General features: G+C 64.0%; 18 protein-coding genes and 4 tRNA genes. 18 read left to right on the forward strand and 4 right to left on the reverse strand.

The window, feature by feature from the left end; genetic code table 11:
• The first annotated feature begins 24 nt into the window (after positions 1 to 24).
• The 13 genes from ACYUME_RS08060 (at position 25) to ACYUME_RS08120 (ending at position 10045) form a co-directional block, all read left to right on the forward strand.
• Complete coding sequence (locus tag ACYUME_RS08060) at positions 25 to 645, forward strand: phosphoribosylanthranilate isomerase (protein WP_460418516.1); 621 nt, start codon at positions 25 to 27, stop codon at positions 643 to 645.
• A gap of 207 nt (positions 646 to 852) precedes the next feature.
• Entirely contained in the window at positions 853 to 1746 is an 894-nt protein-coding gene (gene accD / locus ACYUME_RS08065) for an acetyl-CoA carboxylase, carboxyltransferase subunit beta (RefSeq protein WP_279885223.1), read from the forward strand.
• Complete coding sequence (folC, locus tag ACYUME_RS08070; RefSeq protein ID WP_460418517.1) at positions 1746 to 3053, forward strand: bifunctional tetrahydrofolate synthase/dihydrofolate synthase; 1308 nt, start codon at positions 1746 to 1748, stop codon at positions 3051 to 3053. Before accD ends, folC begins: the two co-directional genes overlap by 1 nt.
• On the forward strand, positions 3037 to 3705 hold the full coding sequence (locus ACYUME_RS08075; RefSeq protein ID WP_279885228.1) for an SPOR domain-containing protein: 669 nt from the start codon (positions 3037 to 3039) through the stop codon (positions 3703 to 3705). Before folC ends, ACYUME_RS08075 begins: the two co-directional genes overlap by 17 nt.
• Positions 3706 to 4031: 326 nt before the next feature.
• Positions 4032 to 4586: a CvpA family protein gene (locus ACYUME_RS08080; RefSeq protein ID WP_279885230.1), complete on the forward strand. Its 555-nt coding sequence runs from the start codon at positions 4032 to 4034 to the stop codon at positions 4584 to 4586.
• Between the two features lie 42 nt (positions 4587 to 4628).
• Positions 4629 to 6134: an amidophosphoribosyltransferase gene (gene purF / locus ACYUME_RS08085; RefSeq protein WP_460418518.1), complete on the forward strand. Its 1506-nt coding sequence runs from the start codon at positions 4629 to 4631 to the stop codon at positions 6132 to 6134.
• A gap of 15 nt (positions 6135 to 6149) precedes the next feature.
• Positions 6150 to 7361 (forward strand): O-succinylhomoserine sulfhydrylase, encoded by a 1212-nt coding sequence (locus tag ACYUME_RS08090; protein WP_279885236.1) that lies wholly within the window; start codon positions 6150 to 6152, stop codon positions 7359 to 7361.
• On the forward strand, positions 7358 to 8131 hold the full coding sequence (locus ACYUME_RS08095; RefSeq protein ID WP_460418519.1) for an SDR family oxidoreductase: 774 nt from the start codon (positions 7358 to 7360) through the stop codon (positions 8129 to 8131). Before ACYUME_RS08090 ends, ACYUME_RS08095 begins: the two co-directional genes overlap by 4 nt.
• 233 nt (positions 8132 to 8364) lie before the next feature.
• Positions 8365 to 8440: transfer RNA gene (locus tag ACYUME_RS08100), tRNA-Val, on the forward strand.
• A gap of 80 nt (positions 8441 to 8520) precedes the next feature.
• Positions 8521 to 8597: transfer RNA gene (locus tag ACYUME_RS08105), tRNA-Asp, on the forward strand.
• 83 nt (positions 8598 to 8680) lie between these two features.
• Positions 8681 to 8757: transfer RNA gene (locus tag ACYUME_RS08110), tRNA-Asp, on the forward strand.
• Between the two features lie 140 nt (positions 8758 to 8897).
• Positions 8898 to 8974 (forward strand) — tRNA-Asp (locus ACYUME_RS08115).
• A 189-nt stretch (positions 8975 to 9163) separates the two neighbouring features.
• Complete coding sequence (locus ACYUME_RS08120; protein WP_460418520.1) at positions 9164 to 10045, forward strand: DUF2242 domain-containing protein; 882 nt, start codon at positions 9164 to 9166, stop codon at positions 10043 to 10045.
• 204 nt (positions 10046 to 10249) lie between these two features.
• Here ACYUME_RS08120 and ACYUME_RS08125 read toward each other — a convergent pair whose 3' ends face one another.
• Complete coding sequence (locus ACYUME_RS08125) at positions 10250 to 11290, reverse strand: AraC family transcriptional regulator (RefSeq protein ID WP_279885244.1); 1041 nt, start codon at positions 11288 to 11290, stop codon at positions 10250 to 10252.
• A 5-nt stretch (positions 11291 to 11295) separates the two neighbouring features.
• A complete protein-coding gene (locus ACYUME_RS08130) occupies positions 11296 to 12414 on the reverse strand; it encodes a nitrilase-related carbon-nitrogen hydrolase (RefSeq protein ID WP_460418521.1) in 1119 nt (372 codons plus the stop codon).
• Positions 12415 to 12777: 363 nt separating this feature from the next.
• Here ACYUME_RS08130 and ACYUME_RS08135 point away from each other — a divergent pair, with 363 nt between their 5' ends.
• The gene (locus ACYUME_RS08135; protein ID WP_460418522.1) at positions 12778 to 13380 is read left to right on the forward strand and encodes an outer membrane lipoprotein-sorting protein; all 603 of its coding nucleotides are present in this window, start codon (positions 12778 to 12780) and stop codon (positions 13378 to 13380) included.
• Between the two features lie 14 nt (positions 13381 to 13394).
• Positions 13395 to 14591, forward strand: coding sequence for a DUF1302 domain-containing protein (locus ACYUME_RS08140; RefSeq protein WP_460418523.1), 1197 nt, complete (start codon positions 13395 to 13397; stop codon positions 14589 to 14591).
• Here the strand turns inward: ACYUME_RS08140 and ACYUME_RS08145 are convergent, their stop codons facing one another.
• Together ACYUME_RS08145 and ACYUME_RS08150 are read right to left on the reverse strand one after the other, a co-directional pair.
• A complete protein-coding gene (locus tag ACYUME_RS08145) occupies positions 14592 to 15161 on the reverse strand; it encodes a TetR/AcrR family transcriptional regulator (RefSeq protein ID WP_460418524.1) in 570 nt (189 codons plus the stop codon).
• A gap of 134 nt (positions 15162 to 15295) precedes the next feature.
• Complete coding sequence (locus ACYUME_RS08150; RefSeq protein ID WP_279885267.1) at positions 15296 to 15703, reverse strand: MerR family DNA-binding transcriptional regulator; 408 nt, start codon at positions 15701 to 15703, stop codon at positions 15296 to 15298.
• A gap of 84 nt (positions 15704 to 15787) precedes the next feature.
• Here ACYUME_RS08150 and ACYUME_RS08155 point away from each other — a divergent pair, with 84 nt between their 5' ends.
• From ACYUME_RS08155 to ACYUME_RS08165, 3 genes are all read left to right on the forward strand, one after another.
• Positions 15788 to 16231, forward strand: a complete 444-nt coding sequence (locus ACYUME_RS08155; RefSeq protein ID WP_279885269.1) for a hypothetical protein — start codon at positions 15788 to 15790, stop codon at positions 16229 to 16231.
• 207 nt (positions 16232 to 16438) lie between these two features.
• On the forward strand, positions 16439 to 18475 hold the full coding sequence (locus ACYUME_RS08160) for an oxidoreductase (RefSeq protein ID WP_460418525.1): 2037 nt from the start codon (positions 16439 to 16441) through the stop codon (positions 18473 to 18475).
• 73 nt (positions 18476 to 18548) lie between these two features.
• Positions 18549 to 22496, forward strand: coding sequence for a dermonecrotic toxin domain-containing protein (locus ACYUME_RS08165; RefSeq protein WP_460418526.1), 3948 nt, complete (start codon positions 18549 to 18551; stop codon positions 22494 to 22496).
• Position 22497: the final 1 nt, after the last annotated feature.

The raw sequence follows: 22497 nt of genomic DNA on the forward strand, positions 1-22497 counted from the left end.
CCGATCACTCAAGGTTCGCCGTCCATGAGCTACGTTCGCAGCAAGATCTGCGGGATTACCCGCATCGAGGACGCCCTGGCCGCGGTCGAGTCCGGGGCTGATGCCCTTGGTTTCGTCTTCTACGCGAAAAGCCCGCGGGCGGTGGACGTGCGCCAGGCGCGGGCGATCATCGAGGCTTTGCCGCCGTTCGTGACTACCGTCGGGTTGTTCGTCAACGCTTCGCGCTGCGAGCTCAACGAGATCCTCGAGGTGGTTTCCCTGGACCTGCTACAGTTCCACGGCGATGAAACCCCGGCCGATTGCGAGGGCTACCACCGCCCCTGGATCAAGGCCTTGCGCGTGCGTCCCGGCGACGATCTGGAGGCAGCCTGCCAGCGCTACGCCGGCGCCCGCGGCATCCTGCTTGATGCTTATGTGCCGGGCGTGCCGGGGGGAACCGGTGAATCCTTCGACTGGTCATTGATACCGCAGCGCCTGAGCAAACCGATCATCCTCGCCGGTGGCCTGTCGGCTGACAACGTCGCCGAGGCGATCCGCCAGGTGCGGCCCTATGCGGTGGATGTCAGCGGTGGTGTCGAGCAAGCCAAGGGCATCAAGGATCCGGCGAAGATCGAAGCCTTCATGCAGGCGGTGAAACACGCGTGAACGCGGATGTGACGGCTGGCCGCGCGCCATCGTCCATAGCTTTCGCAGCCCGGTGCTGCCAGGCCGCGCCAGTGCGCGGGGCGTACCGGGGAAGAATTGGAGGTGGGCGGCGCATGGCCGGCCCATCGTCGCGTTACAGAAGAATTTGAGCTCAAGGGCAGGGCGGGGCCGCGCAGGTCTCCCCGGCCAATACTGGAGAAAGCAAGCATGAGCAACTGGTTGGTAGACAAACTGATCCCTTCGATCATGCGTTCCGAGGTGAAGAAGAGCTCGGTGCCGGAAGGGCTGTGGCACAAGTGCCCGTCCTGTGAGGCCGTGCTGTACCGTCCGGAGCTGGAAAAGACCCTCGACGTCTGCCCCAAGTGCAACCACCACATGCGTATCGGCGCACGTGCGCGCATCGACATCTTCCTCGATCCAGAAGGCCGCGCCGAGCTGGGCGCCGAGCTGGAGCCGGTCGACCGTCTGAAGTTCCGCGATGGCAAGAAGTACAAGGATCGTCTGACCGCCGCGCAGAAGCAGACCGGTGAGAAAGACGCGCTGATCTCCATGAGCGGTACCTTGATGGGTATGCCGATCGTGGTCAGCGCTTTCGAGTTCTCCTTCATGGGCGGTTCCATGGGCGCCATCGTCGGTGAGCGTTTTGTCCGCGCCGCCAACTACGCCCTGGAAAACCGTTGCCCGATGGTCTGCTTCTCCGCCTCCGGTGGCGCGCGTATGCAGGAAGCGCTGATCTCGCTGATGCAGATGGCCAAGACCTCCGCCGTGCTGGCGCGCCTGCGCGAAGAAGGCATTCCGTTCATCTCGGTACTGACCGACCCGGTCTACGGCGGCGTTTCCGCCAGCCTGGCGATGCTCGGCGACGTGATCGTCGGTGAGCCGAAGGCGCTGATCGGCTTCGCCGGTCCGCGGGTGATCGAACAGACCGTGCGCGAGAAACTGCCCGAAGGCTTCCAGCGCAGCGAGTTCCTGCTGGAGCACGGCGCCATCGACCTGATCATTTCCCGTGACGAACTGCGTCCGCGCCTGGCTCGCCTGCTGGCGCAGATGACCGGTCAGCCGACCCCGGAAGCGGCCAAAGAGGTCGCCGCGGTCGCGTGATGAACCAGCGCAGCCTGGGCGAGTGGCTCGCCTATCTCGAACAGTTGCACCCCTCGGCCATCGACATGGGGCTGGAGCGCTCGCAACAGGTGCTGGCGCGTTTGGGGCTGGGCAAGCTGGCGCCGCGAGTGGTGACGGTGACCGGGACCAACGGCAAAGGCTCGACGTGCGCCTTCGTGGCCGCGTTGCTGCGCGCCCAAGGGCTCAAGGTCGGGGTGTACAGTTCGCCGCACCTGCTGCGTTACAACGAGCGGGTGCTGATCGAAGGCCGCGAGGCCAGCGATGAGCGCCTGTGCGAAGCGTTCGCCGCGGTGGAAGCGGCACGCGGCGAGATCTCGCTGACCTATTTCGAAATGGGCACTTTGGCGGCGTTCTGGCTGTTCAAGCAGTCCGCGCTGGATGCGGTGGTGCTCGAGGTTGGCCTGGGTGGCCGGCTGGATGCGGTCAATCTGGTGGATGCCGACGTGTCGCTGGTTACCAGCATCGGCGTCGACCACGTTGACTACCTGGGCGACAGCCGTGAGTCGGTGGCCTACGAGAAGGCAGGGATCTTCCGCCAGGGCAAGCCGGCACTGTGCGGTGACCTCGATCCGCCGCAGCCGCTGCTGGACAAGGTGCGTGAGCTGAATTGCCCGTTCTTCCTGCGCGGGCGTGATTTCGACCTGCAGAGCGGCGCCGAGCACTGGCATTGGCGCGGTCGCCAGCTCGACGGTTCGCCCGTGGCGCTGCGCGAGCTGCCGTTGCTCGACCTGCCCATGGAGAATGCAGCCCTTGCCTTGCAGGCTTTCCTGCTGATGGGCCTGCCGTGGGATGCCGGCATGGTTCGCCAAGCCTTGCTGGATACGCGTGTCACCGGTCGTCTCGACCGACGCGAGCTGCTGTGGCAGGGCAAGCGCGTAGCGTTGCTGCTGGATGTCGGCCACAACCCGCACGCCGCCGAGTACCTCGCGCGCCGGCTGGCGGCACGCCCGGTGAAGGGCCGGCGCCTGGCGGTGTTCGGCCTTTTGGCCGACAAGGATCTGGCCGGTGTGCTTACGCCGCTGCGCGATCAGGTCGCCGACTGGGCGGTGGCGCCCTTGGATACGCCGCGCAGTCGCCCGGCCGTGGAGCTGGCTCAGGCCTTGACGAACCTCGGTGCGACGGTGAAGTCTTACGCCAGTGTCGATGCTGCCCTCGAGGGGCAGTGCGCCCAGGCGACGGCGGATGACCAGATCCTGCTGTTCGGTTCGTTTTTCTGCGTCGGCGAGGCCCTGGCCTGGCTCGAGCGGCAGGTTCCCGAGGATGGAGTAGATGGCAGTGCTGGATAAAGGGATGAAGCAGCGCATGGTCGGTGCGTTGGTGCTGGTGGCGCTGGCAGTGATCTTCCTGCCGATGCTGTTCACCCGTGAGGACGAGATGCGCCAGGTGCGCGTCGAGGCGCCGCAAGCGCCAGCCATGCCAAGCTTGCCCCAGGTGCAGGTGGAGCCTGTCCAGGTGCCGGAGCCGCAGCCGTTGGCGGAGCAGAATGACCCGCCGCCGGTGGTGGTCAGTGAATCGACGGCGCCGATCACGGCGCCCAGCCAGCCCATCGCGCCGGTAGTACAGCAGCCTCAGCCCAAGCCGCAGACGCCTGTGCCGACGCCCAAGGTCGAACCCCGTCCGTCGCCTGCGCCGAGTACCGCTCCGGCGACGGTCGCTACGGCCAAGCCGGCTGCGCCGTCGAAGATCGACGTCAATGGCCTGCCCGTGAGCTGGTCGATCCAGTTGGCCAGCCTGTCCAACCGGGTCGGTGCTGAAAACTTGCAAAAGACCCTGCGCAGCCAGGGCTACAACGCTTACATCCGTTCGGCGGATGGCATGAACCGGGTTTTCGTCGGGCCGCTGATCGAGCGCGCCGAGGCCGAGCGCCTGCGCGATGCGATCAGTCGCCAGCAAAACCTCAAGGGCATCGTGGTGCGCTTCCAGCCGGAGCGTGGCTGACGCCCATCTCTGGACATGCACGTCCCTCTGTAGGAGCGGCCTTGCCGAGGCGTCGGACCGGTCGGAAAGGGCTGCGCAGCAGCCCCGGCAATTTTCGCTTCTGCGCTGAAATCCTGGGGCTGCTCTGCAGCCCTTTCGCGACACAAGGCCGCTCCTACAGGTGCGCGTAGGATTTTGCAGCGTGGGATTGCCCCGCGACGGCTTTTCTAGCCCGCAAAGCTGTCCCCAGAGTCAGCCTGTAGCCCTTCAAACACCTGACATTCCGCTTACCCCAAGCCCCTTTGCTCTGGTAAAATGCGCCGCCTCAAACGTCGGCAGGCAACACCGTGGCATTTACCTGGGTTGATTGGGCGATCATCGCGATCGTCGCCATTTCATCGCTGATCAGTCTCAAGCGCGGCTTCGTCAAGGAAGCCCTGTCCCTGCTCATCTGGATTGTCGCCGGCGCGGTGGCCTGGATGTTCGGCGGATCGCTCGCGCAGTATCTTGAAAGCTATATCCAGACACCGTCCGCGCGGGTCATCGCCGGCTGTGCCATTCTTTTCGTCGCCACGCTGCTGGTCGGGGCGATGCTCAATTTCCTCATCGGCGAACTGATCCGCGTGACCGGGCTGTCCGGCACCGATCGCTTCCTCGGCATGGCCTTCGGCGCCGCGCGAGGCGGGTTGCTGGTGGTGGTGGCCGTCGGGCTGCTGAGCCTGGGCCCGGTGCAACAGGATCCGTGGTGGCAGGAATCACGCCTGATACCACAATTTCTATTGGTAGCCGACTGGTCGAAGAACCTCATACTCGGGTTCACCGGCCAGTGGATGTCCAGTGGGGTCAGCGCACCCGTTGACCTTCCGTTCAAGGAGCAGTTGCTCGGGCCGACCAAGCCCTGAGCACGCTTCACTCAAGTTTCATCAAAGTAGGGGTTGCGTCGCATGTGTGGCATCGTCGGTATCGTCGGTAAGTCGAACGTCAATCAGGCGCTGTATGACGCGCTAACCGTGCTCCAGCACCGCGGCCAGGACGCTGCCGGCATCGTGACCAGCCACGATGGCCGGTTGTTCCTGCGCAAGGATAACGGCCTGGTGCGCGACGTCTTCCAGCAGCGCCACATGCAGCGCCTGGTCGGCAGCATCGGTATCGGCCACGTCCGCTACCCGACCGCCGGCAGCTCCACCTCGGCCGAGGCCCAGCCGTTCTACGTCAACTCGCCGTACGGCATCACCCTGGCGCACAACGGCAACCTGACCAACGTCGAGCAGTTGGCCAAGGAGATCTACGAGTCCGACCTGCGCCACGTCAACACCAACTCCGACTCCGAAGTGCTGTTGAACGTGTTCGCCCACGAGCTGGCGGTGCGCGGCAAGCTGCAGCCGACCGAAGAAGATGTGTTCGCCGCGGTTTCCCACGTGCATAGCCGCTGCGTCGGCGGTTACGCGGTGGTGGCGATGATCACCGGCTACGGCATCGTCGGTTTCCGCGACCCCAACGGCATCCGCCCGGTGGTGTTCGGCCAGCGCCACACCGATGAAGGCGTCGAGTACATGATCGCCTCGGAGAGCGTGGCCCTGGACGTGCTCGGCTTCACCCTGATCCGCGACCTGGCGCCGGGCGAGGCGGTTTACATCACCGAAGGCGGCCAGATGTTCACCAAGCAGTGCGCCGAGAGCCCGAAACTGCAGCCGTGCATCTTCGAACACGTCTACCTGGCCCGTCCGGATTCGATCATGGATGGCGTTTCGGTGTACAAGGCGCGCCTGCGCATGGGCGAGAAGCTGGCCGAGAAGATCCAGCGCGAGCGCCCGGACCATGACATCGACGTGGTCATCCCGATCCCTGACACCAGCCGTACCGCGGCGCTGGAGCTGGCCAACCACCTGGGCGTCAAGTTCCGTGAAGGCTTCGTCAAGAACCGCTACATCGGCCGTACCTTCATCATGCCCGGCCAGGCCGCGCGCAAGAAGTCGGTGCGCCAGAAGCTCAACGCCATCGAACTGGAGTTCCGCGGCAAGAACGTGATGCTGGTGGACGACTCGATCGTGCGCGGCACCACCTGCAAGCAGATCATCCAGATGGCCCGCGAGGCTGGCGCCAAGAACGTCTACTTCTGCTCCGCGGCTCCTGCGGTGCGCTACCCCAACGTCTACGGCATCGACATGCCGAGCGCTCACGAACTGATCGCCCACAACCGTACCACCGAACAGGTGGCCGAGTTGATCGGCGCCGACTGGCTGATCTATCAGGACCTGCCGGACCTGATCGAATCGGTCGGTGGCGGCAAGATCAAGATCGAGCATTTCGATTGCGCGGTGTTCAACGGTGAGTACGTCACCGGCGATATCGACGAAGCCTACCTCGAGCGCATCGAGCAGGCCCGTAATGACCTGGCCAAGGTGAAGAACCAGGCGGTCAGCGCGATCATCGACCTGTACAACAACTGATTTGGGAGCGACGGCATGACCGAACAATGGGATGCCGGTCGACTGGACAGTGACCTCGAGGGTGTCGCTTTCGACACCCTGGCGGTACGCGCCGGTCAGAACCGCACACCGGAGGCCGAGCACAGCGAAGCGCTGTTCCTGACCTCCAGCTATGTCTTCCGCACGGCCGCCGACGCCGCCGCGCGCTTTGCCGGCGAAACGCCGGGCAACGTCTACTCGCGCTATACCAACCCGACCGTGCGTGCCTTCGAGGAGCGCCTGGCGGCCATGGAGGGCGCCGAGCAGGCCGTGGCCACCTCCACCGGCATGGCGGCGATCCTCGCAGTGGTGATGTCACTGTGCAGTGCCGGCGACCATGTGCTGGTGTCGCAGAGCGTGTTCGGCTCGACCATCAGCCTGTTCGAGAAGTACTTCAAGCGCTTTGGCGTGCAGGTGGACTACGTGCCGCTGGTCGACCTGAATGGCTGGGAAAAGGCTATCAAGGCCAACACCAAGCTGCTGATCGTCGAGTCGCCGTCCAACCCGCTGGCCGAGCTGGTGGACATCACCGCCCTGGCCGAGATCGCCCATGCCCGGGGCGCCATGCTGGTGGTGGACAACTGCTTCAGCACTCCGGCCTTGCAGCAGCCGCTCAAGCTCGGCGCGGACATCGTGTTCCATTCGGCGACCAAGTTCATCGACGGCCAGGGCCGTTGCATGGGGGGCGTGGTCGCCGGGCGTAGCGAACAGATGAAAGAAGTCGTGGGCTTCCTGCGTACCGCCGGCCCGACCCTCAGCCCGTTCAACGCCTGGATCTTCACCAAGGGTCTGGAGACCCTCAAGCTGCGCATGCGCGCCCACTGCGAGAGCGCCCAGGCGCTGGCCGAGTGGCTCGAGCAGCAGGAAGGTATCGAGAAGGTCCACTACGCCGGCCTGCCGAGCCATCCGCAGCATGAACTGGCCAAGCGTCAGATGAGCGGCTTCGGCGCGGTGGTCAGCTTCGAGGTCAAGGGCGGCAAGGAGGGCGCCTGGCGCTTCATCGATGCGACCCGAGTGATCTCGATCACCACCAACCTCGGTGACAGCAAGACCACCATCGCCCATCCTGCGACCACTTCCCATGGGCGTCTGACGCCGCAGGAGCGTGACGCGGCGGGCATTCGTGACAGTCTGGTCCGCGTGGCGGTCGGCCTGGAAGATGTCGCCGACCTGCAAGCCGATCTTGCTCGCGGTCTGGCCGCGCTGTGATCGACTGGAAGGGCGGCGAGCCCGGCCATAATGGCCGGGTGGCCCTGGTTACCGGTGCCGCCCGCGGCATCGGTCTGGGTATCGCCGCCTGGTTGATCTGCGAGGGTTGGCAGGTGGTGCTCAGCGACCTGGATCGCCCACGTGGCACCAAGGTCGCGAAGGTGCTGGGCGACAACGCCTGGTTCATCACCATGGATGTGGCCGATGAGGCCCAGGTCAGTGCCGGCGTGTCCGAGGTGCTGGGGCAGTTCGGCCGCCTGGACGCGCTGGTGTGCAATGCGGCGCTCGCCAACCCGCACAACCAGACCCTGGAGAGCCTGTCCCTGGCGCAATGGAATCGGGTACTGGCGGTCAACCTCAATGGCCCGATGTTGCTGGCCAAGCATTGCGCACCCTATTTGCGCGCCCATGGCGGCGCGATCGTCAACCTGACGTCCACCCGCGCCCGGCAGTCCGAGCCGGACACCGAGGCCTATGCCGCCAGCAAGGGTGGTTTGCTGGCCCTGACCCACGCCCTGGCCATGAGCCTGGGGCCGGAGATCCGCGTCAATGCGGTGAGCCCGGGCTGGATCGATGCCCGTGATCCTTCGCAGCGTCGCGCCGAGCCCTTGACCGAGGCCGACCATGCCCAGCATCCAGCCGGCAGGGTAGGCACCGTGGAAGACGTGGCGGCGCTGGTGGCATGGTTGCTGTCGCGCCAGGCGGGGTTCGTTACCGGCCAGGAGTTCGTGGTCGATGGCGGGATGAGCCGCAAGATGATCTACACCTGAGCGGCAAGCTATCAGCCTCAAGCTGCAAGAGGGGACCGTGAGGTCCCCTTGTTCTTTTCCGGAATCGAACAGGGTGGTGCAGCGATGGGGCTTTTCCTTGTCGCTTGCAGCTTTAAGCTTGCAGCTGTTTTTGCCCTTTTTGAAAAAAACTTCAATGGGGGTATTGACTTAGGATCGGTACCTGCGTAAATTTCGCGGCCTCAGCGAAGCAAACGCAACAAGCAACATCGCGGGGGTGATTAGCTCAGCCGGGAGAGCATCTGCCTTACAAGCAGAGGGTCGGCGGTTCGATCCCGTCATCACCCACCACTTCCTGAGAACGTTCCTGGTTCAGCGGCTTCGAAAGAAGCGAGCTGGCAGAGAGGAACAGGACGAAAGTCCAATTATGCGCGGCGGTAGTTCAGTCGGTTAGAATACCGGCCTGTCACGCCGGGGGTCGCGGGTTCGAGTCCCGTCCGCCGCGCCATTCTTCTCCAGATGGGTGCTTGCACCGGTCTGAGGCCGCAAGGCCAGATCCCAGTTTCACTCAGGCGCAAGCCTGAACGATACGCAGCGGTAGTTCAGTCGGTTAGAATACCGGCCTGTCACGCCGGGGGTCGCGGGTTCGAGTCCCGTCCGCTGCGCCATCTTCTGCAACGAGCCCCTTGAACGCTCGAAGCAAACCGAAAAAGGCGATGAGCAATCGCCTTTTTTGTGCCTGGCTTTCGCGCCAAAGCGCTTGAAAGCTCAGATCCCAGTTTCAATCGGGTGCAAGCCCGAACGATACGCAGCGGTAGTTCAGTCGGTTAGAATACCGGCCTGTCACGCCGGGGGTCGCGGGTTCGAGTCCCGTCCGCTGCGCCATCTTCGCCTCGAGGCCCCTTGAACGCCTCGAAGCAACGAAAAAGCGACCTCAGGGTCGCTTTTTTCGTTTCTGGGCGCCGTGCGCCGCGAGGATTTGCTCCAGACTGACAGACTCTTCACGATCAACGGTTTCAGCGACCAATCGATGTGATGCACAATACCTCCCTTCGTTTCTTCCCGGAATTGGCAATGTCTAGATCAACCGTCTTTGCTGCGCTCGGGCTGGCCCTGGTGCTGGCAGGCGTGTCCGGCTGCTCCTCGAAAAAAACCGCGGTCTACGAGCACGAGAACTTCGATGACTCGGGCACCTTTTCGCGCAGTTTCGACACCAGTGAGGCGGGCTCCTGCGAGGCCGCGCGACGGGCGCTGCTCAGCCAGGGCTATATCATCACCAGCAGCGATGCCAACCAGGTCGCCGGCAACAAGAGCTTCCAGCAGAACGCCGAGAACCACCTGCAGATCAGTTTCAACATCACCTGCGTGTCGGACATGAGCGACAAGCAGCGTTCGACGATGTTCGCCAATGCCTTGCAGGACCGCTACACCCTGAAAAAGTCCAACACCTCCGCCAGCCTTGGCGTGGGCGTGCTGGGCTCGGTGTCGATGCCGATCGGCTCCACCGACGACTCCATGGTGAAGGTCGCCAGCGAGACGGTCACCGCCGCGCAGTTCTACGACCGTTACTTCGCCCTGGTGGAAAGCTACCTGCCGAAGCCGAAGAAGTCGGAGAAAACCGAGCCGGCCGCCGAGCCGAAGGTGGAAAAACCGGCCGCCGACCTGGGCTTGCCGGAGCCTGCGCCTGCTGCCCTGGCGCCCGCGCCGCAGCCTGCCGCGTCGGCAGCCGAGAGCGTGGCAGAGACGCCGGCCCCGGTACCGACTCCGGTTGCCGTGGCCCCTGCCGCCGCACCCGCTCCGGTTGAAGCACCCGCGGCTGCCGTACCGGCCAGCGAAGCTCCTGCGGCACCGGTAGTGGATGACAGCAAGGGGTCGCAGCCTATCGCGCCGCCTGCCGAGCCCGCGCCGATCCAGATGCAGCAGGAGGCGCCGGCGCCTGCGCAGGCGCCACTCTGACGGGTCGATAACTTCCCGGGCACTTGCTACGTTTATCGTTCATGGGGAGGTAATCATTCCTTCATTGTGCTGGCTTAGGTTGGCGCAATGACCGAAGTGCGATGAACGAAGAGGTGCCGAGATGGACGATTACCAGGAAGAACTGCTCGAGTTCCACGCGTACGAACTGGATCTGCCGGAGCCGGCGGATGACGCTACCGAGCTCTAGCCCACCTGCCGCTGATGGCGGCGAAACTCCCCGGGCGTCAGGCTCGTCCAGCGCTTGAAGGCGCGCTGGAAGGCTTCCGCCGAAGCAAACCCCAGCAGATAGGCAATCTCGCCGAAGGCCAGCTCCGTGTCGCGGATATAGGTCTCGGCCAGGTCGCGCCGTGTGTCGTTGAGCAGGTCGCGAAAGCGCGTGCCTTCCTCGGCCAACTTGCGGCGCAAGGTCCAGGTTGGTAGCTGCAGATGCCGCGCCACCTCCTCCAGATCCGGTTCACGTCCCCCGTTGAGCAGCGGCCCCAGCAGGTGCGTGATGCGTTCGCCCAGGCTGCGGATTCGCGTGCGCTGGGCCAGTTCCGTCTCGCACAGTTGCAGCAGGTGTTGCCAGGTGCCCGGACAATGCTGCCGGTTGGGCAGGGCCAGGGTGGCCAGGCTCAGGCGCAGCTGGTTGGCCGCCGCGCCAAACTGCACGGAGCTGGCGCACAGCCCTTGGTATTGCCCGACGTACTCCGGCGCCTCGAATTCGACTTCCAGGCGTTCGGCCTGTATCGGCCTTCCCGCCACGGCGCCAAGCTGTGCCAGCCAGCCACTGAGCAACGAGTCGACGACGAAACGGTTGTAGCTGTTGTATGGGCTGATGGAATAGAAGCGCAACCAGGCACCTTGGCTGTCCTCGTGGAAGCTCGACCGGCCACGATAGTTGGCGGCATACAGTGGCTCGAAGCGCAGCAGGGTGCGAGCGGCGTCGCCGAGTGTCGGTGCCTGGGCGGCGGTGACGCCGGCCAGGCCGGCCTGGGCCAGGCGGCTGAAGTGGCCCATGCGCAAGCCCAGTGCCGGCTCGGCGCACAGGGCGATGGCGGCATGGCCAAGGTGCATGTAGCGCGGGATCGACAGTCGCGCGCCCGGCTCTGCCAGGCGCCGTGCGTCCAGGCCGTAATGCATCAGAAGCGGTTGCGGGTCGTGGCCCAGCGCGATCAGCGCCTCGGCCAGTGGCTGGACGAAGCCTACCGACAGATCTCCCAGGCGCACGCGCGGACGAGGCATGGGCGTCACAGCCACAGGTTGAGCAGGCGGGCGCCGTGGCTGCTGTCGCCTACCCACAGGTGGCCGGGCTGGCTGGCAAAGCCCTGGCCATCGCCGGTCAGCTCCCAGAACTGGCCGCGCATGAATACGCTCATGCTGGGCAGGCTGCCATTGGCGGTCTGGGTCAACTGTTGCCAGGCATCCTGCTCGCTGACCTGGCCGCGTCGCAGTGGCAGGTCGTTGGCCGAGGCCTGATGGCGGTTGCCGCGCCAAGGGGCCTGCCAGCTCTGCTTGCCACTGAGAAAGACCGGGTTGGCGATCAGTTGCGCCGACTGCTGCGTGAGCTGTCGGTAATTGTCCGGGTACCAGCTGTCGCTGCCGACCAGCACTCCCAGGCGTCCCGCCGGGGTCTGCAGTACTTGCAAGGGGTGACGCTGGCCATCATGGATGTAGCGGCGGGTTTCGCTGTCGGGATACTGCTGGTGCTGCGGCTGGCCCAGCACCGAGCCATCGCCGGCGAACACCAGGCTGCTGTTGAGCAGTGGGCCGCTACCAGTGCGCAGCACGCCGTTCTCGACGTAGGGGGTTGGCAGGACGATCGAGCCTGCCACCAGGGTGACGCCGAATTCCCGGGCCAGGCTGCCGAACACTTGCTGGTAGTCGGTGGCCATCTGTGCCGCTTTCATGCGCAGGTGGGCATCGGTGCGGCGATCGTCGCCAGTGGCGCTCAGCATTGCCAGGCCGTAGCGCAGCGGATTGCTCAGCTCCAGCCATTGTTCGGCCTCACGGCGGTGGCTGACTTGGTAAAACTCGCGCTTTTCGCCGCGGGCCCAAAGCCAGGTGCCGATATGTTCCGGCAACACCACCACTGTGCGCGAATTGACCAACCCTTGCGCGCGGGCCTGCTCCAGGTAGGCCGACAGCTTGCGGTGCAGGCGTGCGAGGTTCTGGTAGTCGCCTGGATACAGCAAGGGCTCGACGCCCAGCAGATTACCGTGCTCGCCTGGCACCCCCTGGTTGAGCGCCAGCTCGATGCGCAGGTCGGACAGGTAATGCCCTTCCGGGCGCTGCAAGGTCCAGAAGCCATAACCGCAGAGGGCGGCGATGACGACCAGTGCCAGGGCGCTGGCAAGCAGTTTGCGCATGGCTTCAGTGCCCGCGCGAAAGTGAAGTGGACATGAAGGGGGTCAAGAGCATGGTGCGGTCTTGGTCATTGGCTTCGGGATTCCTGGTGCACGGGTTCAGGCTCGGTGTTTTCGATCATACCAAAGCTGACAGCTGGCGACGGGCCGGATTTCGCCACGCGTCTTGGGCCCGTCGTCTCTGTGTAGAGGCAAGGCGTTCAGGGGCGCGCGGTCATGCAGCAGTTCATGCGGATTCTGCGGAACGGGTGAAGGATGTCAGGGCGCATTCCGGGTAGGTAGAACGATGGGAAAAGCAGCCGAGAGGACAATGACTTTTGCCTGCAGGTCAATAATGGGGAGCGCCGCGAACGCAAGACGATAGGGGTGACCAAGCTGCAGCCCGGTCCAGCCCAGGACAACATGCGCTACGTGAAATTCGTTGCACCGCAGGACATCAAGGGCACCGCGACCCTGCTGGTGGAGCAGAGTGCCACCGACGACGACATGTGGATTTACCTGCCGGCCCTGGGCAAGGTCCGACGGCTGTCGGCGTCGAACAAACGCGACAGTTTCGTCGGTACCGATTTCAGCTACGGAGATATCGTCGGCCACAATCCGGCCAATTGGCGACATCGGTTGTTGGCTCGGGAAACGCTGGACGACGGCGCCTCTGTATTCAAGGTCGAGTCCGTGCCATCCGATGACAAGGAGGCCACTGATTCAGGGTACTCGAAGATGCTCAACTGGGTGCGCGCTGACAATTTCATGGCCGTGCGCACGGAGTTCAGCGATCAATCCGGCCAGCCGCTAAAGCGTATCGAATCATCCCGGATCGAAGCGGTAGGGCAGCACGGCAAGTGGCAGGCCATGCGCTCTGTCGCCTACAACCTGCAGACGGGGCATCGTACCGAGATCGCCTTCGATGCTTTCCAGGCTGAACAGGGCGTGGATGAGCGCTACTTCAAGCCTCAGGGGTTGGGGAGATGAGGCGACTGGGCCTGATGTTGCTGGCCCTGTCCGGTACGGCCCAGGCGACCTTGCAATTGGACAGCTCAGTCTCGTTGCGCACAGGCTGGTGGAGTGGTGATCGGGCATTGACTGACGAGACGGATGTCAAGGTGGCTTCGCTCTGGGTGCGCGAGCGTCTCAGTTCCCGCGATCAGGGCGAACTGGTGTTTGACGGCTGGGCGCAGCAGCGCAACATCGGCGGGCAGCGTCACGGTCGTGTGCGGGAAGCATACTGGCACCACGAGTTCGATGATTACGACTTGCGTATCGGGCGACAGATCGTGGTGTGGGGACGCGCCGATGGTATCAATCCCACCGACAACCTGGCGCCTCGGGACTTCACCCTGCTGACGCCGGAGGATGGCGATCAGCGCTATGGGGCCGATATGCTCAACCTGACCCGCTACGTCGGCGATGGCAGTGTCGCGTTGATGTGGTTTCCCGAGGCGCCCAGCCATACCATTCCATTGGTGCCTCTGGCGAATGTCGACTATGACATTCGCCAGTCCGGCCGCTCGCAGTGGGCGGCCAAGTGGGAGTGGTCGGCACCGAACATGGATGGCTCGCTGTCCTACCTGGATGGCGTCTATCCATTACCCGTACTGACCCCTGGCCTGTTGACCAGCCAGGGTGCCACGGTGCAGGTTCAAGCCCAGCGCAGTCGCATCCTGGGCATGGACTTCAGCATGACCCAAGGCGCCATGGTCTGGCGAGCGGAGGCTGCCTATTCCAGGCCGGACAGCAACGGCCAGGAGGATTTCCTGCACAAGAAACCGCAGTTGTTCATGGTGATGGGCGGTGAGTGGACGTTTCGCAACAATGCGACCCTGGGTCTGCAGGCCACCTACACGCACGTCTACGACTTCAGCCAGCCGCAGCGGTTGGAGTGGTTCGCCCGGGAGGTGGCGCTGCGGCAGATGACCACGAGTGGCCAGACGGCCAGCGATCAGTACGGGTTCACCTGGCGCGTGGCCAAGCGCTGGCTGAATGACAACCTGTCGCTTGAAGCCAGCGGTGTCGCCAACGTGCAAAACGACAGCGGTATCGCACGTCTGAAAGCGTCTTATATGTTGTCGGACCACGTACGCCTTCTGGGCGGCATCGAGGGTTATTACGGACGGGAAGATACTTTTTTCGGCCAGTTGCACGACAATCACACGGTGTATGTCCAGGCGGAATACGGGTTTTGATCACCCCTGCTGTGGCTGTGGCTGCAGCAACATGAGCACGACCTGCATGGCGCTTGCCAGAGGGTCGCCCTTGACGCCGATGGTGGTGAGATTGCGGGTGCCTTCAAGCAACGTCAGGCACTGCAGCGCCAAGGTGGCACTGCGCTCGCCGTAGCCTGCGCTGAACAGCAGCGCAGAGAACAGGTCGGCCAGCGTCTGCGTGTGTTTGAGGCAGACCTGGTGAATCGGATGGTCGCAGCTGGCATAGACCGTCGCGGCGATGCCAAACAGGCAGCCACGCACATTGCTGTCGATGAACTTGCCGCGATACCACACCAGCAACGCCGCCATCTGTTGCGGTAGTTGGGGTGGGACATTGACCAGGCATGACTGGATTTCGCCGATGATGGCATGGTGGTAATGCTCCAGCACGTGGGCGATCAGTATTTCCTTGGAAGGAAAGTACTTGTACAGCGTCATCTTGCTCACGTTGGACTCTTTGATTACCCGGTCAATGCCTACCGACTGCAAGCCTTCATGCAGAAACAGCTCCAGTGCGGTGGTGACCAATGCCTCTCGAGCATTGGACATGAAGGTTTTCTCCTGAAAAACGAAATACGACATCGGGCTCATGCAGCGGCACCAATGGACAGGCGCATGAGAAGGCTCCAATGGTAAGTCACTTTGGACCTTCGTTCTGGTTCATCTGGTGAGCCCTGGGGGCATCAACTCCCCGCCGGGCCGGTCAGCGCCAGCGTGGAGCTTGGCTCCGGCAGGTCGAGGCCGTCCCGTAGCGGGCAGGCCAGGGTGAGGCGATGCAGGAGGGCGCTGCGCAGTCTCTGCAGTTCGTCGAGGCGCTGCTCGACCAGCGCCACCTTGTCGCGCAGCAGTGCTTCCACAGCTTGGTCAGGGTTTACCGAGTGCCATAGGTGCTCGACGTTGTTGCCGATCTCATTGAGGCTGAAGCCCAGGCGCTGGGCATTGCGAATGAAATGCACCAGTTGTGCGATTTCGTCCGGATAGTCGCGGTAGCCGTTGGCCAGGCGGCGGGCCTGAATGAGGCCGCGCTCTTCATAGAACCGCAGCGTATCGCGGCTGACGCCACAGACTTGGGCGAGTTCGCCAATGCGCATGAGAATTTCCTTATTCGGGCTTGACCTTGGAGCTTACCCCAGGCTTTAGCCTGATGCCTTCGTTGATCCGAAGGAGTACGGGTTATGTGGAGCACTGCTCAATATCGCAAGGTGGTACGCGCCAGTGGTCTATACGATTTGTTCATCACCGTGGGTTTCGTGACGCCGTGGAGTTTCGCCCTGCTGCATCACTGGCTAGGTTCGCTGCACGACACGCTTGGCTTGAGCGGCCAGGTGCCATTGTTCGATCCGATGCATGTCATGATGGCCAATCTGATGGGGTCCATCGTGTGTGTCTGGTCCTGGCTGAGGATTCGCGATCCGCAGCCACAATTCGGTCGCTACGACGCGGCGGGGCGGATCTTGTTCGCCTCCTGGCAGTTGTACGCCTTGGCTCATGGGGCTTCCGCGCTGCTCTGGGGGATTTTGCTGCTCGAGGTACTGTGGGCGGTCGTGCAATTGGCACCGGTCAGGTCGCGGCGTGCAGTAACGCCTGGTCTGGCATTTATCGGGCCCCTTCGCGGGTAACCGCAGCGGCGAAGGGCGTGAGGCGGCCCCAGGCGCGGCTGAACCTGCTGTGCAGCAGGATCAATAAGTTGTCAGTTTCGATCATTGAGCGTGTTCAAACGCCTGTTTAATGTCGACCTCAGACAAACGACGGGCCCCGCCACGGTGCTGTAGAGACCTGGTAGAGGCGCCCGCATTCCGTGATCACGCCAACTGTGGAGTCCATCCATGGCTACCGACCGCTACCCGCACCTGCTGGCCCCTCTCGACCTGGGTTTCACCACCTTGCGCAACCGCACCCTGATGGGGTCCATGCACACCGGCCTCGAGGAGCGCCCGGGCGGCTTCGAGCGCATGGCCGCGTACTTCGCCGAGCGTGCCCGCGGCGGTGTCGGCTTGATGGTCACTGGCGGCATCGCGCCCAACGATGAAGGTGGCGTGTATTCCGGCGCGGCCAAGCTCAGCACCGAGCAAGAGGCCGACAAGCACCGGATCGTCACCGAGGCGGTGCATGCCGCCGGTGGCAAGATCTGCCTGCAGATCCTCCACGCTGGACGCTATGCCTATAGCCCGAAGCAGGTGGCGCCCAGCGCCATCCAGGCGCCGATCAACCCGTTCAAGCCCAAGGAACTGGACGAGGAGGGCATCGAGAAGCAGATCCGCGATTTCGTCACCTGTGCAAGCCTGGCCCAGCGCGCCGGTTACGACGGCGTCGAGATCATGGGATCGGAAGGCTACTTCATCAACCAGTTCCTCGCCGCCCATACCAACCACCGCACCGACCGTTGGGGCGGCAGCTACGAGAACCGCATGCGCCTGGCCGTGGAGATCGTGCGCCGGGTGCGAGAGGACGTGGGGCCGAACTTCATCATCATCTTCCGCCTGTCGATGCTTGACCTGGTCGAGGGCGGCAGCACCTGGGACGAGATCGAGCTGCTGGCCAAGGCCATCGAGCAGGCCGGTGCCACGCTGATCAACACGGGCATCGGCTGGCACGAGGCGCGCATCCCGACCATCGCCACCAAGGTGCCGCGCGCGGCGTTCAGCAAGGTCACCGCCAAGCTGCGCGGTGCGGTGAAGATCCCGCTGATCACCACCAACCGTATCAACACCCCGGAGGTGGCCGAGGCGGTGCTGGCCGAAGGCGATGCCGACATGGTCTCCATGGCTCGGCCATTCCTGGCCGACCCGGATTTCGTCAACAAGGCCGCCGCGGGCCGGGGCGACGAGATCAACACCTGTATCGGCTGCAACCAGGCCTGCCTGGACCACACCTTCGGCGGCAAGCTGACCAGTTGCCTGGTCAATCCGCGGGCCTGCCACGAGACCGAGCTCAACTACCTGCCTGTGCTCAACGTCAAGCGCATTGCCGTGGTCGGCGCCGGCCCGGCGGGCCTGGCGGCTGCCACCGTGGCCGCCGAGCGCGGTCATGAAGTGACGCTGTTCGATGCCTCCAGCGAGATCGGTGGGCAGTTCAACGTGGCCAAGCGGGTGCCGGGCAAGGAGGAGTTCCACGAGACCCTGCGTTACTTCCGCAACAAGGTGAAGTCCACGGGTGTCGAGCTGCGCCTGAATACCCGTGTCGATGTGGCCGCGCTGGTGGCTGGCGAGTTCGACGAGGTCATCCTGGCCACCGGCATCGCCCCGCGCACGCCGGCCATTCCCGGTATCGACAACGCCAAGGTGCTGAGCTACCTGGACGTGCTGCTGGAGCGCAAGCCGGTGGGTAAGCGGGTGGCGGTGATCGGTGCAGGCGGCATTGGTTTCGATGTATCCGAGTACCTGGTGCATGAAGGCGTGGCCACCAGCCAGGACCGTGAGGCGTTCTGGAGGGAGTGGGGTATCGATACGCACCTGGAGGCCCGTGGTGGCGTGGCTGGGGTCAAGGCCGAGCCCCATGCGCCGGCGCGGCAGGTGTACCTGCTGCAGCGCAAGAAGACCAAGGTGGGTGACGGCCTGGGCAAGACCACTGGCTGGATTCATCGCACGGGCCTGAAGAACAAGCAGGTGCAGATGCTCAACGGTGTCGAGTACCTGAGCGTGGACGATGCCGGGTTGCACGTGCGCATCGGCGAGGGTGAGCCGCAACTGCTGGCAGTGGACAACATCGTCGTCTGCGCCGGTCAGGAGCCGCTGCGCGAGCTGCACGAAGGGCTACTCGCGGCGGGCCAGTCGGTGCACCTGATCGGCGGCGCCGATGTGGCGGCCGAGCTCGATGCCAAGCGGGCGATCAACCAGGGCTCGCGCCTGGCGGCCGAGCTTTGACTGGCATAGATACATAACGCACGAGCGGGTCACGGGCACGGCAATTTCTTCGTTTTTGACGGAGATTGCCGTGATGCCCCCCGCCACTTCCCCTGTCGCATCGATTGCCGACCTCCCCGAGGGCCTGCCGGATATCGTCGAACTGCCCAGCCTGACCGCGTCATCGCGGGGGCTGTTCGAGACACTGCTGCCAGGCGTGCTGGCGCAAGCGCCGTACCTGGTCCGCTGTAGCTCGCCATTGATCGATGGCGTGCATCAGATCGTCGCGGCGTACCCCATCGGACAGCTCGTCGAGCGCGCCGGCAAGGGCTTGGCGCTCGGCGATGCAGACTTGGATCCGGCCACGACCGTACTTTCCAAGCGCGCCGACTCCGTATTGCCGCAGGAACAGTTCAGCGGCGCTACCCTGACCCAGTTTCGCCAGGCATTGCGGGCTATCAACCGGAATTCGGTCTTCGCGCGTTTCGAGGTCGACCGCCTGACTTACTGGGAGGTTCCAGGCCCGCCCCATGCCTTGCCTCGTCGCCAGCAGGCTGCGTCGCAGGTGCGTGAAAGCCTTTGCGGCGACCTTGCCTTGCTACAGGCCGCGGGCTTGCTCGCGGCCGACTCGCTGACCCTGATTGACGATATCGTCGCGCACCCGCGGCTGCTCGACCGAGCCACGCCGCGCGGCGTCTATTGCCTGGTGGTGCGCGCCCAGGGCGACGGGGCGACCGTGACCTTGCCCGGGATGCTGATTTTGACGCTGCAGCCGGCGGGTCATGCGCCAGCTCAAGGGAAATACGTGGTCGATCGGCAGGCTCAGACGGGGGAGACCGTGGTCTACTGCACCGGCTATTTCGGCTTCATCCAACGGCACGACCATCTGGAGCAGGCCCTTGCCGCCCTCGCCAAGTCGCTGCGCGACGATGGGCCGTTGCTGCTCGCCATCCTCAGCCGCCTGGCGCCCGAGGATCAGGCGGTGATCCTGCGCGAGCGGGCCAGGGAGGGTGGCGGTTTCGAGGTGTTGGCCCAGCCGCTCGACGACAACCCGTTCGAAACCCTGGCCGAGCAGCAGATCGAAGCCTGGCGCCAAGGTGCGCTGGCCGATGCCTCGGGGTTATGGCAACCGCGTATCGGCCTGGACACTTCAAGGGCGAAAGTGCTCCGCGAGCTGCAGGCCTTCGAGGAGCAACGCCAGGCGTTGCGCGGGCAGTTGTCGGCGGGATTGCGTAATCTTTCGCAAGCGCGACAGGCGCTGTTGGAGGCAACCACGCTGCAGTTGCTGGAGCAGCAAGCCCAGGCTGACGCCTACTGGGAAGAGCTACCCTCCTTCGAGGCGTACGCCAGCAAGCGGATTCGCGGCGCGTTGCTGGCTGAGGGCATCCATGCCGAGCCCAGTGAAATCCTGGTCGAGGTCACCATCACAGAGTACAGTCCCGAGCCGCTCGATCCGGAGTTGCCTCCCGGTGGCCTGCCTGATCGCTGGCCAGTCTCGACCACCCTGGCGCAGTACACCTTGTTCGAGTACATCGCCTTGCGCCTGGAAGCCCGGGCTGGTGACTGGAGTGTGACGTTCTCGGGCTTGCCAGCGGCGCAGGCCGAGCGGTTGTCGCTCAAGCGACTCGCCGAGTTGGCTGAATCTCTCGATCTGCAGGAGGGTTACCAGGCCCTGCTTGCCACCAAACTGCAGGCGCCAGCCGATGCCGCTGACGCGGTGCGGTTCGAGCAGGGCAAGGCCGCCGCCGTGAAAGTGTTCGAGACGCGTTTGCGCCTCGATGCGTTGCTGGCCAATGCCAACGGCGACCTGGACGACTCGGGCTACCAGGCGGTGCTGGATGTGCTGGATCATCCGAGCCTGGACACCCGGCCGCTGCGCGATGGACAGCAGGTGCAGGTGGAGGGCCTGTCGCTGATGGGCAATTCGCTGCGGGATGTGTTCGTCTTCCATGAGTCGGGCGAGTCGTCGATCCTTTGTTACCTGCCCGGCTACCCGCTCGGCGGGCCGTTCAAGCGCCATACATCGCGTGGCGCCCTGCGCTCAGCCCTCACCCGCGACCTGGCCGGGATCGAGCAGATGAAGGACTGGAACCCGCAGGTGCGGTACTGGGTGTCGCGCTTCGGGCGTCATCAGCTTGCCATCGTCCAGCCACTGCTGTTCTCCCTTGCTCGGGGCGGCGCGGGGGCTGCGCTGGCGCTCCGTCCGCTCAAAGGCTCGCTCGGCCAGGCGACCTTCAGTTATCGGATCGCCTACCTGCGCGCCGAAGGCGACAGTCTGGCGCTGTCGGATGCGGAACTGGCGCTGGAAAAGGGGCTGGATATCGCCGTGCTGGTGTTCCGCTTGTTGAGTACGCTGATTCCGGCACGGGTGATGACGGCACTCGACCTTGCTGAGCTTGGTTACTACCTGTTCACCAGCCATTCCTCATTTGCTGCTGGCCAGCGTGAGCAGGCCGGGGAGTACTTGCTGGAGGCCTTGACCAGTGTCAATGGCCTGGCCAACGCCAAATTCTTCACCTTCAGACGCCACGCCAAGGGCAATGCGCCGACACGGCTGCAAGCTGCCGGGGCAGGGTACACGCTTGCCGCCATTGCACCTGAGCCCAAGGTGATCACCGGTTTGCGGCGCATCGAACAGGGCCTGCGCGAAGGGTTGTGGGTCAGCGAGGGCGGGCTTTACGTCAAGCTGGCGGACGGCGGTTGCTATCGGGTGTACGAACTGGCCAACCCAGTGGAGCGTACCTCCAGCTTCCACCTCGGCGAAGGGGATACGCCGCTCAGTCGTTCGCTGTTTTCCAATCCCGATCCACGCATCGTGCGCGATCCCTACACCGGCAACTGGCATGTGCTGCGCCGCGCTGGTTTGCTGGGGGGCATGGACCTGCCGCTCAGGCCGGTGGTGCAAGCTGACCGGGTGACCCGAGGGATTCGCCGCGAGATCGTCGAAGGGCGCACGCAGTATCGAATCGACGAGGGGCAACAGGTGGTCAAGGTCGAGTTCGATCTGCAGCATGGCTGTTGGTACAGCGACCAGACGCGACGCTACTATCGCTTCGACAGCGAGGCTGGACGGCAGATCGGTTCGTCGGACGCCGGGGCCGTGGCCAACCATGTCGAGCGCCAGGAGGCGCGCGAGGCCCTGGGTTGCACGCAGCCCAAGCCTGTATTGCGCCAGTGGCAGGCCGTGGCCGGTGGCGAGGCGGTGCCTTCGGACATCCACCAGGTATGGATCGGCGACTACCAGACCTTGAGCCGGGAGCATGGCGCACTCCTGACCAAGAACGCAGAAGTGGCCAAGCGCAGCGGCTACAAATTGCATGTGCACCTGCTGGGCACGGTGGATAGTGGCTGGAATCGCTTCAAGTTGAATCGCAAATACCCTGACATTGAGTTCCGCTCACTCGCAAGCAACTCATTCTTCAACGTTTTCCTGAACAGTGAAGCTGGCAAGGTGTTCAGCTTTTTCCGTGAAACGCCGAGCCGCAACCTGGCCGCTGCCTGCGATGTATTGCGCTATCGCCTGCTGCACGAGCTAGGAGGGGTGTACATGGACATCGACGACCAGTTGATCGGCAATCTTCCGGTGATCCGTTTGCAGCCCGGCCAGTTGGGCACGGGAGGCTTCGTGGAGCATCGGCAGCTTGGCTTGCGTGGGCCGAACAACAGCCATTTCGCCAGCCTCAAGGGTAACCCCCTGCTGGATGCCATGCTCGAGGAAATTCCCCGCTGCTTCAAGAACAGCAGCCTGGGGCGGCAGGTGCCGCGTCCGCTGCAAGGCGACTACCAGCGCTTCAGCGCCTATATGCGGGAAATTTCCGAGGTGACAGGGCCGGTCATGTTCAACCGTATCAGGCATCTGGCCAGCGCCGATGCCCAGACGCTGACCCGCGCGTTGAGCTATGCGGATGAGTTGATCGTCAAGGGCGTCAGGGTCGAAACCGAGGTGCTGGACTGGATCACCATGGCCAGCCCGGTGCTTTCTCCCTTGGAGGGGCTGATCAAGATCGGCAATGCGCACAGCTGGACGAGTGGGCGTCGCTGAG

The sequence above is a fragment of the Pseudomonas sp. microsymbiont 2 genome (genome assembly GCF_054788395.1).